The following is a 14,389-nucleotide window of genomic DNA, read 5'->3' as shown; positions in this document are numbered from 1 at the left end:
CATGCGATAAGACTAGCAACATTCTACCCTGTTTGAAGATAGGAGGTAAGCTAGCTACATCACATGCAGCAAGAGAGCTAGGGTTATATTGTTTAAAACAGATAACCCGAGTAAATACTGGTTAAGTCAGTGATAGGTTTGTTTAGCGAATCGACGATGGATGCACAATTGAACGGTTTCGGCCATCCGATTTCGCTTGGTACAACGCGCTATCAGCCAAGGCAACCGCAGATTCCATTTCGTCATCAGGTGTCGGAATGTAAGAGATAATACCAATACTCACCGTGATGAATTCGGAGACTGCCGACTTCTCGTGTATTAGCCGCAGTTTAACGACTTCACTATGAATGCGCTCTGCCACCAGCTGCGCACCATCAGCCGTCGTATTTGGCAGAATAAAACCGAACTCTTCACCACCGTAACGAGCCACACAATCTGACGAGCGATTGAGTACCTTTTTAAACGCCTGAGAGACTTGGATAAGCGCATCATCACCTTGCTGGTGTCCGTAATAATCGTTATAGCCTTTAAAGAAGTCGATATCACACAGCATAATTGTGAGTGGTAGCTTCTCACGCACATGGTAATGCCACAGTGTCGACAACTGCTCATCAAAACGGCGTCGATTAGATACTTGAGTCAGGCTGTCCATAAAGCTGAGGCGCTCAAGCTCAAGGTTCGCCTCTTCAAGTTTTTGCTCCGCAAGGTAACGCTCAGTGATATCACGGGCCATGATCAGCACACCATTGGTGCTAGAGGCAGGATCTCTAAACGGTGATTTCACCACATCATACCAAGTGTATTCGCCATCACTAGACACCACCTTGTCGATGTAGCGCAGTGATTTACCGTGATGGAGCACTTGATGATCAGTGTCTGAGATGCGCATATACATGCTGTTTGGCACCACGTCTTGCAGACGCTTACCGACTAAATCACTCACTTCAGAAATACCAAGCGCCGCGACAAACGGTTTATTACACGCTTGATAAACCATGTTCTCGTTGAAGATACCAATCGAGTCAGGGCTGGCCTCTAAAATGTTTTGTAAGATGGTGTCACGCTGGGCAAGTGCGACTTCGGTATCTTTACGCTTCTCCATCTCGCCACGCAGTTTCTGCTGCATGTCATGCCAATCGGTCACATCATGGCTAATAGAGAGCGTACCGATTGTTTCTCCGTCTTGGGAAAGCAGCACACTTTGATAGGTTTCGAGCAAACACCCTTTTCCGTCCTGATCGGTTGTCCACGAACGTTCACTAACACGGCCTTTCAATGCACCACCAGAAACACTCAGGGTGCCCTCTTCTGGGCGACCGTGCCAAAACTTTTTAAACGAACGATTACTCGCGACCAACTCCCCCTTCTGATCTTTTACATAGATCAACTCAGACAAAGAGTCCAAAGCCGTACGCGCGACATTCAGTTCTCGAACTTCTTGAGACTGCTCTTCATTAGTATTCTTGTAGGGAGAGGCGTGAATTATCCATGCTTTCTTGCTTCTAAAGCGGATCTTACGAGCCACTAAATTGATCTTAAAAGATTCAAATTCAGAAAGAGCCCAAAACGAGATCTGCTCAAATGCTCGGGAGTTGATGTGATTGGTTAAATAGTGGCGAAAGCTGTTCTCACTCTCCACGGTAGGAAAGCGAAAATTAACACCGATTTGGCGGATACCAAGTAACTGCATCGCTTGGCGATTGGCATAGAGGATCTCGCCACTTCGCACATCGACGAAATAGAGTGGCGACGGAGTAGAGAGAAGAAGCTGTTCAATATGCGACTGATAACGTGAATAAAGGTGCCAGCAGATGAGAGCAATCAGCAACATGAGAACGATATAAATACCGTAGCCATACGCCCTGTCCCACAACCAAGTCATTACCAGTTCCATTTACTCTCAATCTATACCATAAATTCTGTGAGGGAAATGTTACCACTATTTGTTGGTTTTATCTGCTGTTACCTACTCTCACCAATTTCTATCAATTGGCTGCGTTTAAAACGGGTAGCGTATACTCAAATGCTGAACCTGTTTTGATGCCTTGCGCGCCAGTTTTATCTAATGAACGACCAATCTCAGTCATCGCTAACCAACGGTTTTCACACCATAAAGGAGAAAGCAACGTTGGACGCCTCGCGGCTGATGAAACGCGATGATAAACCACGTTCGCAGGTGTGCGCTGAATGATATCCGTAGCAACATCTATGTACTCTTCAAGGCTTGGTGCTTCTAGCTTACCCGCTTTCCATGCCTTAGCCATAGTGCTGCCCTCTACTATATGAAGGCCGTGAAGTTTGATGCCATCGGTTCCTACCGCCAATACCTTGTCTAAGGTTTCAAGGTTATCTGCTTTGGTCTCTTTTGGCAGGCCAACAATAAGGTGAGTACACACCTTAATACCTAACGCACGTGCGCGGTGGGTGATCGTTTCATACACCGCAAAATCGTGTCCACGGTTGATGCGTTTTAGGGTCTTGTCATTAGCCGTTTGCAAGCCAAGTTCCAGCCAGATTTCATAGCCTTGCTTTACATAGCCCGCTAGCAGATCCAACACAGCATCAGGTACGCAGTCTGGTCTTGTACCAACACACAGCCCAACGATGTCGGCGCCCGGTGCTTTTAGTGCCTCTTCATACATATTCTTGAGCACTTGCACCTCAGCATAAGTGCTGGTGTACGCCTGAAAATAAGCAAGATACTTCTTAGCGCGAGCGATTTCACCCGCACGATCTTTTAGTTGGTCTGCAATACTTTGAACCTGAGTTTGTTCATCAGCAAAAGAAGCCACATTGCAAAAAGTGCAGCCTCCGCGGCCAATGGTTCCATCTCGGTTTGGACAACTAAAACCGCCGTGCAGTGTTAGTTTGTGAACCTTTTCGCCATAACGACGTTGAAGATCTTGGCCGATAGTATTAACCAACTCATGTAATTGCATATTTTCAAAGCGCTCAAGTAAATAAGAATGAATATCAGTCTTTTTTTGAAAAAAAATTACATCCCTGCAAAATTCGACCAATTAGTTTACTCAAGGCTTTTTGCGAGCAACCTATCAAATATCAATAAACATGCAAAAAATCGGCTCTATTTGCCTAATGTTGCACATTTGTTAGACAAAAAATTCAAAATAAAACGAAAAAAATGGTCTACATGGGTCAACTTTCATTGCAATTCGCCTAGACAAAATTGTAGGATACTTACACATATTGGCTATTTTTGAGTATTTACTTACAACGAAAACTTGCTAATAAGTCGGTGATATCTAACTCCCACCTATATAAACCACTAGTTTGTGGTTAAAAATAAACGGATATCACTAAGGATTGTTTTTCTCGCAATACTTTTCCTGCGAGATACGGAAAGGATTCAAACCGCCAGCATAGGCAGGTTTAGACCCATAAATATAAAAGGACAAGGCTGACTTTATACAAAGAAGTTGCGCCTAGATTTAACTGGAAGGATGTATCTATGGTAGATCAAGAGCAGAACTCACAGGGTCTGTATACTCCTGAACTGGAGCATGACGCTTGTGGTATCGGTTTTGTTGCGCATCTAAAGAATCGCAAATCTCATGATGTAGTAACTCAAGCACTCGATATGCTTGCACGTATGGAACACCGTGGCGGCCAAGGTTGTGATCCGTGTTCTGGTGATGGTGCAGGTATCCTGCTACAGAAGCCGCACGAATTCTTACTAGAAGAAGCCGTAAAGCTTGGAATTAAACTGCCATCTTTTGAAAAATATGGTGTTGGTGTTGTACTTTTCCCTAAAGATGAACACAAACGTGCACAGTGTCGTGATATTCTAGAACGCAATGCACAACGCCTAGAGTTAGAAGTTATCGGCTACCGTGAACTTCCAACTGACAACTCAATGATTGGTGCTGACCCACTAAGCACTGAACCTCAATTTGAACACGTATTTATCTCTGGCGGCCCTGGTATTACTCCAGAAGAGCTTGAGCGCAAACTGTATGTTCTACGTAACTACACCGTTCGTGTGTGCCTAGAAAGCGTGTCAAATATCGGTGATGACTTCTACATCAACTCTATGTCTTACAAGACATTGGTGTACAAAGGTCAGCTAACAACAGAACAAGTTCCTCAGTACTTCCTAGACCTGCAAAACCCAACTATGGTGACAGCTCTAGCACTTGTACACTCTCGCTTCTCTACCAATACATTCCCACGTTGGCGTCTAGCTCAGCCTTTCCGTTACATCGCGCACAATGGCGAAATCAACACGGTTCGCGGCAACCTAAACTGGATGAAAGCGCGTGAAGCGATCCTTGAATCGGATCTATTCACACAAGCTGAAATCGACATGCTACTGCCTATCTGTCAGGAAGGTAGCTCGGATTCATCAAACTTCGATATGGCACTTGAGCTTCTGGTTCTGTCTGGTCGTACTCTGCCACACGCATTGATGATGATGATCCCGGAAGCATGGCAAGAAAACAAAAACATGGACCCAACGCGTCGCGCGTTCTACCAGTATCACGCGAACGTAATGGAACCATGGGATGGCCCAGCATCTGTATGTTTCACTGATGGTGTTCAAGTAGGTGCAACACTTGACCGTAACGGTCTGCGCCCTTCTCGCTACACAGTGACAAAAGACGATTTCCTAGTGATGGCGTCTGAGTCTGGCGTAGTTGAAATCGCACCAGAAAACGTTGAGTACCGTGGTCGTCTACAACCAGGCCGTATCTTCGTTGCTGACCTTGAGCAAGGCCGCATCATTTCTGATGAAGAAGTGAAAGATGGCATCGCGAAAGCACAACCTTACGAGAAATGGGTTGAAGAAAACCTTCTGAGCTTGAAAAAGCTACCAGATGCGAGTAACGAATTTAGCCAACCTTCTCCAGAGAAGCTTCTGCACAAACAACAATCGTTTGGTGTGAGCTCTGAAGAAGTAAACGAAATTATTCTACCTCTTGCGAAAACAGGCTATGAGCCGCTTTCTGCAATGGGTGCTGACTGGCCGCTAGCGATTCTTTCTCACCAATCGCAGCACCTTTCAAACTACTTCAAACAGCTGTTTGCTCAAGTAACTAACCCGCCAATCGACCCGATTCGTGAGCGTATGGTTATGTCTCTGAACACTTACCTAGGTAAAGATCAGAACCTACTTGCTGAAACACCTGAGCACTGTCAAAAAGTAGAGCTTGAGTCTCCAGTACTTTCTAACTCTGAGCTAGAAAAGCTACGTGCAATCGATAACGAGCACCTTCAAGCGAAGACGCTGGATATCGTATTCCAAGCAAATGGCGACCAAGGTAAGTTAGAGCGCGCACTTAAGCGTATCTGCCAATATGCGGAAGACGCAGTGATTGACGGCTACTCTATCATCCTACTGACTGACCGTGCGGTTAACTCTAACCACGCTGCTATCCCAGCAATGCTGGCGGTTGGCGCGGTTCACCACCACCTAATCCGTAAAGGCCTACGTGCTAAGTGTGACATCGTTGTTGAAACGGGTGATGCTCGTGAAACACACCACTTTGCAACACTTATCGGTTACGGTGCGAACGCAGTTAACCCATACCTAGTGATTGAAACGATTGTTGAACTGCAACGTACTAAGAAGCTAGATCCAAACGTACACCCACGTGAGTTCTTCGATAACTACCGTAAAGGTGTTAACGGCGGTCTACTGAAGATCTTCTCTAAGATGGGGATCTCTACGCTGCAGTCTTACCACGGTGCACAAATCTTTGAAGCACTTGGTGTAAGCAAATCAGTGGTTGAAAAATACTTCACTGGTACGGTTTCTCGTATCCAAGGTCTAACGATCGACGATATCGCACGTGAAGTGCTTGTTCGTCACCGTGTTGGTTACCCAGCACGTGAAATCCCAGCTCAAATCCTTGATGTTGGTGGTGTTTACCAGTGGAAACAACGTGGTGAGAAACACTTATTCAACCCAGAAACAATTTCTCTACTTCAAGAGTCGACGCGTAACAAAGATTACGGTCAGTTCAAGAAGTACGCAAAAGCAGTCGATGACCAAGGCGACAACGCAGCAACGCTACGTAGCCAACTTGATTTCATCAAGAACCCTGCAGGCTCTATTCCTTTAGCAGAAGTAGAACCAATCGAGAACATCCTTAAGCGTTTCGCTACTGGCGCAATGAGCTTTGGTTCAATCTCGCATGAGGCTCACTCAACACTGGCTGTTGCAATGAACCGCATTGGCGCGAAATCAAACTCAGGTGAAGGTGGTGAAGATCCAGCACGTTTCGAACGTAAAGAAAACGGTGACTGGGAACGTTCAGCTATCAAACAGGTGGCTTCTGGTCGCTTTGGTGTAACGTCTTACTACCTATCTAACGCTGATGAGCTGCAAATCAAGATGGCTCAAGGTGCGAAACCTGGTGAGGGTGGTCAACTACCTGGTGATAAGGTTGATGACTGGATCGGCGCAACGCGTCACTCGACTCCGGGCGTAGGTCTTATCTCTCCACCGCCACACCACGATATCTACTCAATCGAAGATTTGGCTCAGCTGATCTACGATCTGAAAAACGCGAACCGTAACGGCCGTGTAAACGTGAAGCTAGTATCGGAAGCTGGCGTAGGTACGATTGCATCGGGTGTAGCAAAAGCGAAAGCTGACGTAGTACTTATCGCAGGTTTTGATGGTGGTACGGGTGCATCTCCGATGTCTTCTATCCGTCACACTGGTCTGCCTTGGGAACTGGGTCTAGCGGAAACTCACCAAACACTACTGAAAAACGGCCTACGTAACCGTATCGTTGTTCAGTCTGATGGTCAGATGAAAACACCACGTGATCTTGCAGTAGCAACACTACTTGGTGCTGAAGAATGGGGCGTAGCAACAGCAGCATTGGTTGTTGAAGGCTGTATCATGATGCGTAAGTGTCACAAGAATACATGTCCTGTTGGTATTGCAACACAGAACAAGACTCTGCGTGAGCGTTTCGACGGCCGCGTAGAAGACGTAGTGACTTTCTTCCAATACATGGCTGAAGGCCTACGTGAAGTAATGGCTGAACTTGGCTTCCGCTCTATCGATGAGATGGTGGGTCAATCGCACAAACTTAAAGTTCGTGACGACATCGGTCACTGGAAGTACAAGAACCTAGATCTAACACCTGTACTGCACATTGAGCAGGCTCGTGAAGAAGATGGTATCTACAACCAGACACAGCAAAACCACAACCTAGAAGATGTTCTAGACCGTAAGTTGATTCAAGCTGCGATTCCTGCACTTGAAAAAGGTGAAGCCGTGAATGCGACCTTCCCTATCATCAACACAGACCGCTCTGCGGGTACCATGCTGTCGAACGAAATCTCGAAGGTTTACAAAGACCAAGGTTTACCACAACCAATGAACGTTAAGTTCCACGGTAGTGCTGGCCAATCTTTCGGTGCGTTCCTTGCGAAAGGCGTTAAGTTCGAAGTAGAAGGCGACGCGAACGATTACTGGGGTAAAGGTCTGTCTGGCGGTACTTTGGTACTGTACCCAGATGCGAAATCTTCTATCGTTGCTGAAGATAACATCGTGGTTGGTAACGTATGTTTCTACGGTGCGACCTCAGGTGAATCTTTCATTCGCGGCATGGCTGGTGAACGTTTCTGTGTTCGTAACTCAGGTGCGAAGGTTGTTGTTGAGGGCGTTGGTGACCACGGTTGTGAATACATGACTGGCGGTGTTGCTATTATCCTTGGTTCAACAGGTCGTAACTTTGCTGCGGGTATGAGTGGCGGTGTCGCTTATGTTTGGGATAAAGCGGGCGACTTCGAAACCAAGCTTAACTCTGAACTTGTAGACCTAGATCCAATTGAACAAGAAGATAAAGATCTTCTACTAGATATGCTAACCAAGCACGTTGAATTCACAGGAAGTGAAGTTGCTCAGTCTTTCCTAGACAACTTTGAAGCAAGTGTTGCATCACTAATTAAAGTAATGCCACGCGACTACAAAGCAGTTCTTGAGAAGCGTAAAGCTGAAGCACAACAAGCACAAACGGAAGAAGTGGAGGCAGTATAATGGGTAAGCCTACTGGATTTTTAGAACACGGTCGTGAGCTTCCAAAGAAGCTCGACCCGTCAGTTCGTATCGAAGACAACAAAGAGTTCGTACTTAACGAAGAGTTTGGTGACAAGATCAATACTCAAGCATCTCGTTGTATGGACTGTGGCGTACCTTTCTGTCACAGCGGTTGTCCGATTGGTAACATCATCCCTGAATTCAATGATGCGGTTTACCGCGACAGCTGGGAAGAGGCTTGGAACATCCTAAGCTCAACAAATAACTTCCCTGAATTTACAGGTCGTGTGTGCCCTTCTCCTTGTGAGAGTGCTTGTGTACTAGGTATCAACCAAGACCCAATCACCATCTGTAATATCGAGAAAACAATTGTAGAAACTGCGTACCGTGAAGGGTACGCAAAACCTAAAACACCTCGTTCTCGCACGGGTAAAACAGTAGCTGTTATCGGTTCAGGTCCTGCAGGCCTAGCTGCTGCTGAGCAACTAAACAGTGCAGGTCACTCAGTGACGGTATTTGAACGTGACGAGAAAGTTGGCGGCCTACTGCGTTTCGGTATCCCAGATTTCAAACTGGGTATGGACGTGATTGATCGTAAGATCAACCTAATGGCTGAAGCGGGCGTTGAATTTAAAGTGAACCAGCACATCGGTGTTGATGTTAATGCTCAGCAACTACGTCAAGAGTTTGATGTAGTCTTGCTAACAGGTGGTTCTACGGTTCCGCGTGACCTACCAATTCCTGGTCGTGAGCTAAAAGGCGTTCATTTTGCAATGGAATTCCTTGGTCAAAACAACCGTCGTGCCAACGACCTAGACCTGAAAACAGAAGAGATTCACGCTCAAGATAAGCACATTGTGGTTATCGGTGGTGGTGATACGGGTTCTGACTGTGTAGGTACCTCAAACCGTCATAAAGCTGCAAGCATTACTCAGGTAGAGATCATGCCAATCCCACCAGAGAAGCGCCCTGCAAATATGCCTTGGCCTCAATACCCAATGATCATGAAAACAACGACTTCTCACGAAGAAGGTTGTGAGCGTCACTGGAACATCTTGACTAAAGAGTTCATCGGTAACGAGCAAGGTCAAGTGACGGGTCTACGTATTGCTGACATCGTTTGGCAAGATGCGAAACCAGGTGAGCGCCCAAGCTTTGATGAAGTGGCGAACACAGAACGTGTTATCCCTTGTGATATGGCATTCCTAGCGATGGGTTTCTTACACCCAGAGCCAACAGGTGTGCTAGCTCAACTAGACATTAAACTGGACGAGCGCGGTAACGTCGCTTCTGAAGGTTACGCGACTAACCAGAAAGGCGTTTTCGCGGCTGGTGATATGCGTACAGGTCAGTCTCTAGTCGTACGTTGTATTAATGAAGGTCGTGAATGTGCAATTGCTATCGATGACTTCTTAATGGGTAACTCAAACTTAGAAGCGAAAGCTGATTCACTCATGCTTTCCGCATAATATTTCTCGGGCTAGCGTCAATGACGTTAGCCTAGAGGAAAAGCAACACCCTTCCTAACTTTTATATTTGGCTAGCACTCGATGCTAGCCTTTTTTCTATCTGGCCTTCGGCGTTTTCAAAAACACCCTGTTGTATATGTTAAATACCATTAACATTCACCTTGCATATCTCATTGATATCCATCGACTATTTTAGATTATTAAGTGGCTAATCGCGTTTATGCATGATAATTAACCATGAACTTGACCTTAAACACAATTAGCTATACGTTGTAAAGCTGATGAAAATAAAATCAATCGGTTTTGTTAACACAACCAATAACGTTTTAACTGGCTAAAGCAAACTATCAGTTTACAAAAAACAACAAGTACATGAATAGTTAGTCATTTACTGTCTGGATGACAGAGAAGCAAAAGGGAGAATTGCAATGGCTCTATATGATCCTAGTCTTGAAAAAGACAACTGTGGATTTGGTTTAATAGCGCAAATGGAAGGCCAACCTAGTCATAAGTTGGTAAGAACTGCTATTTCAGCCCTAGATCGCATGACACACCGTGGTGGCATCGCTGCGGATGGTAAAACCGGAGATGGCTGTGGCTTATTATTACAGAAGCCAGACTCTTACCTCAGAATTATCGCAGAAGAGAATAACTTCAACCTCGGCAAGCAATACGCTGTCGGCATGATTTTCTTCAGCCAAGACCCAATCAAAGCGCAATCCGCGCAAGACATCGTCAATAAAGAGCTGGCTCAAGAGACACTCACCGTTGCAGGTTGGCGTGTCGTGCCGACTAACACCGACGTTTTGGGTCCAATCGCAAAAGACTCGGTTCCAAACATTCAACAAGTGTTTATCTCTGCTCCTGCCGGTTGGCGTGAGCGTGACATCGAACGACGCCTATACATTGCTCGCCGCAGAATTGAAAAGCAGATCACCGAAGACAAAGATTTCTATATCTGTAGCCTTTCAACACAGGTAATGGTCTACAAAGGTCTGTGTATGCCGGCCGATCTTCCGCGATTTTACCTCGATCTTGCAGACTTACGTATGGAATCTGCAATATGTCTGTTCCACCAGCGTTTCTCAACTAACACACAACCACGCTGGCCACTGGCTCAACCATTCCGTTATTTAGCGCACAATGGTGAGATCAATACCATTGAAGGTAACCGCCAATGGGCCAAGGCTCGTGCCTATAAATTCTCTTCACCGCTGCTGCCCGATTTGCAAACCGCAGCGCCCTTTGTGAATGAGACAGGCTCAGACTCTTCAAGCCTAGATAATATGCTCGACCTGTTCCTTGCCGGAGGTATGGATGTGTTCCGAGCGATGCGTATGCTTGTTCCGCCCGCTTGGCAAAACCACCCAGACATGGACCCAGATCTGCGAGCCTTCTACGACTTCAACTCCAAGCACATGGAACCGTGGGATGGCCCTGCTGGCATCGTACTTTCAGATGGTCGTTACGCCGCGTGTAACCTTGATAGAAATGGCCTGCGTCCAGCGCGTTATGTGATTACTAAAGACAACCTAATCACGCTAGCATCTGAAGTCGGGATCTGGAACTACGCACCAGATGAAGTTGCAGAAAAAGGTCGTGTTGGTCCAGGTGAATTACTGGTAATAGATACTCGCCGCGGCAAGCTATGGCAATCTAATGAGATCGACAATGACCTCAAAGGTCGCCACCCATATAAAGAGTGGATGGAAAAGAACGTTCACAAGTTAACGCCATTTTCCGCGCTGCAAGATGACCAAGTCGGTAAGCGTAGCTTTGACGATGACACGCTCAAGACCTACCAAAAACAGTTTGCGATGAGCAACGAGGAATCAGACCAAGTACTGCGTGTACTTGGTGACATGGGACAAGAAGCAGTAGGCTCAATGGGCGACGACACGCCAATGGCTGTGCTCTCTTCAAAAGAACGTCTGGTCACTGATTACTTCCGCCAGAAGTTTGCACAGGTCACCAACCCACCTATTGATCCATTACGTGAAAAACACGTGATGTCTTTGGCGACCAGTATTGGTAAAGAGATGAACGTGTTCTGTGAAACAGACGGTCACGCCTATCGTGTCACGTTTGATTCACCAGTACTGCTTTATTCAGACATGCAGCAACTTCTGCAGTTGAGTCAAAAACATTACCGTCATGTCATTCTCAGCATGCACTACGATCCTAACCATCAAGACCTTGAACAAGCGATCAAAGCGGTATGTGATAGTGCAGAACAAGAAGTCCGCGAAGGCGCCGTTTTAGTTGTGCTGTCGGACAAAGGTTTAGAGAAAGGTAAACTACCGATCCCTGCCGCCATGTTGGTTGGTGCGGTGCAAACAAGACTGGCTGATACCAATCTGCGTTGTGATGCCAACATCGTAGTGGAGACAGCTACTGCTCGCGACCCACACCAGTTCGCAGTGCTACTTGGCTTCGGTGCGACCGCGGTTTATCCATACCTTGCTTATGAAGCACTAGGTAAAATGTTGGATGATGGCTCTTTAGATAAAGACTATCGTACCGCGATGCAAAACTACCAAAACGGCATCAACAAAGGTCTGTATAAGATCATGTCGAAGATGGGTATTTCTACGATTGCTTCATATCGTTGTTCGCAACTTTTCGAAGCCGTTGGCCTACATTCCGACGTTGTTGAGCTCTGTTTCCGCGGAGTTACTACACGAATCCAAGGCGCAAGCTTTAGCGATTTCCAACAAGATATCTATAACTTATCGCGTAAAGCGTGGACTAAGCGTAAGCCTATCGAGCACGGTGGTTTACTGAAATACGTGCATGGCGGCGAATACCACGCCTATAACCCAGATGTGGTCGGTACTCTGCAAACCGCAGTTAAAACTGGCGAAACGTCGGATTACCTATCTTTTGCGAAACAAGTAAATGCTCGCCCTGCGGCAATGTTACGTGACTTAATGAGCCTGAAAAAAGCCGATAAGCCGCTAACACTTGAGCAAGTAGAGCCGAGCAGTGACCTCTTTAAGCGCTTTGACTCGGCTGCTATGTCGATTGGTGCTCTGAGCCCAGAAGCGCATGAAGCATTAGCGATGGCGATGAACCGCTTGGGTGGTTACTCGAACTCTGGCGAAGGCGGTGAAGATCCACGACGCTTTGGTACCGACCGTAACTCGCGCATCAAACAGATTGCGTCTGGTCGTTTTGGTGTCACACCACATTACCTAACCAATGCAGATGTTCTGCAAATCAAGGTCGCACAGGGCGCTAAACCCGGCGAAGGCGGCCAGTTGCCAGGCCATAAGGTGACGGCAGAGATCGCCAAACTGAGATACTCAGTTCAAGGCGTCACTCTGATCTCCCCTCCTCCGCACCACGATATCTACTCAATCGAAGATTTGGCTCAGCTGATTTTCGACCTTAAGCAGGTTAACCCTAACGCCTTGGTTTCAGTGAAGTTAGTGTCTGAACCGGGTGTCGGCACTATCGCGACAGGTGTAGCAAAAGCCTACGCCGATCTAATCACTATCTCTGGTTACGATGGCGGTACCGCGGCAAGCCCACTGACTTCAGTAAAATACGCAGGTTGTCCTTGGGAGCTTGGACTAGCAGAAACCCAGCAAGCACTGGTTGCTAATGGGCTTCGTCATAAGATCCGCCTGCAAGTCGATGGTGGTTTGAAAACCGGTCTTGATGTGATTAAAGGTGCGATTTTAGGTGCTGAAAGCTTTGGTTTTGGTACGGCGCCGATGGTAGCAATGGGCTGTAAGTTCTTACGAATTTGTCACCTCAACAACTGTGCGACAGGCGTTGCGACTCAAGATGAAACACTGCGCCGCGAATACTTCAAAGGTCTACCAGATATGGTAGTGAACTACTTTACCGGCCTAGCCGATGAAGTTCGCCAGTACCTTGCAGAGCTTGGCGTAGAAAAACTCACCGACTTGATTGGTCGCACGGATTTGCTTGAAGCCGTTCAAGGCCTCACTGCGAAACAGAGCAAACTCGATCTATCTTCAATACTCGAAGCTCCTGTTTCTCCAGAAGGTCACCCACTATTTTGGACCGAGCCAAACGCACCGTTTGATAAGGCGCAACTCAACCAACAGATTCTGGATGATGCACTCGATGCGATTGAGAAACGTCAATCCACCAGCCTTTACTACAACGTGATCAACACAGACCGTTCGATTGGCGCTCGTATCTCTGGCGAAATTGCTAAGCGATACGGCAACCAAGGGATGGCTGGTTCACCAATCAAATTGTATCTCGATGGTACTGCAGGCCAATCTTTTGCGGTTTGGAACGCAGGCGGCGTTGAGCTTTACCTAACAGGCGATGCCAATGACTATGTTGGCAAAGGCATGGCTGGCGGCAAAGTGGTCATCAAGCCTCACCAAGGCACCGCATTTACCTGTAACGAAGCGACCATCATAGGCAACACTTGTCTGTATGGCGCAACGGGAGGCAAGCTATTTGCAGCAGGTACTGCTGGCGAACGATTTGGTGTACGTAACTCAGGTACGGTTGCAGTAATTGAAGGTGCGGGTGACAACGCCTGTGAATACATGACTGGCGGTATTGTTGCCATTCTTGGCGCAACTGGCGTCAACTTCGGCGCCGGTATGACAGGTGGTTTTGCTTATGTCATGGATAAGAATGAAGACTTCCAAGGTCGAGTTAATAATGAGTCGGTCGAGGCACTTTCTCTGTCTGACCTATTTATCCACCAAGAACATCTGCGTGGCTTAATTGCAGAGCACTTAGAAGAGACTGGCTCAGTACACGCTGAAGCTATTCTGGCGAACTTTGATGAATGGATTCCGAAGTTCTACCTAGTGAAGCCTAAAACGGCAGATCTGAACACCTTGCTCGGCCACCAAAGCCGCAGCTCAGCTGAACTTCGTGTTCAAGCGCAATAATTGGAAGGAGC

Annotated in this window: 5 protein-coding genes; 3 read left to right on the top strand and 2 right to left on the bottom strand. The window is 46.8% G+C overall.

Annotation, left to right across the window (positions count from 1 at the left end; translation table 11 throughout):
• Positions 1 to 142 precede the first annotated feature (142 nt).
• The gene (locus tag L0992_02445) at positions 143 to 1,894 is read right to left on the bottom strand and encodes a diguanylate cyclase (protein ID XGB67589.1); all 1,752 of its coding nucleotides are present in this window, start codon (positions 1,892 to 1,894) and stop codon (positions 143 to 145) included.
• Between the two features lie 91 nt (positions 1,895 to 1,985).
• Entirely contained in the window at positions 1,986 to 2,939 is a 954-nt protein-coding gene (locus tag L0992_02440; GenBank protein XGB67588.1) for a TIGR01212 family radical SAM protein, read from the bottom strand.
• Between the two features lie 530 nt (positions 2,940 to 3,469).
• On the opposite strand from L0992_02440, the gene gltB (L0992_02435) reads away from it, so the two are divergent.
• From gltB (L0992_02435) to gltB (L0992_02425), 3 genes are all read left to right on the top strand, one after another.
• Positions 3,470 to 8,017, top strand: a complete 4,548-nt coding sequence (gltB, locus tag L0992_02435) for a glutamate synthase large subunit (GenBank protein ID XGB67587.1) — start codon at positions 3,470 to 3,472, stop codon at positions 8,015 to 8,017.
• Complete coding sequence (locus tag L0992_02430) at positions 8,017 to 9,486, top strand: glutamate synthase subunit beta (protein ID XGB67586.1); 1,470 nt, start codon at positions 8,017 to 8,019, stop codon at positions 9,484 to 9,486. The genes gltB (L0992_02435) and L0992_02430 overlap by 1 nt, the downstream gene beginning before the upstream one ends.
• 428 nt (positions 9,487 to 9,914) lie before the next feature.
• Entirely contained in the window at positions 9,915 to 14,378 is a 4,464-nt protein-coding gene (gene gltB / locus L0992_02425; GenBank protein XGB67585.1) for a glutamate synthase large subunit, read from the top strand.
• Positions 14,379 to 14,389: the final 11 nt, after the last annotated feature.

It is taken from the genome of Vibrio pomeroyi (assembly GCA_041879425.1).
Taxonomy (GTDB): Bacteria; Pseudomonadota; Gammaproteobacteria; order Enterobacterales; family Vibrionaceae; genus Vibrio; species Vibrio pomeroyi_A.
Note: the sequence above shows the minus strand (reverse complement) of the source record. Positions and strands in the feature narration are given on the sequence as shown.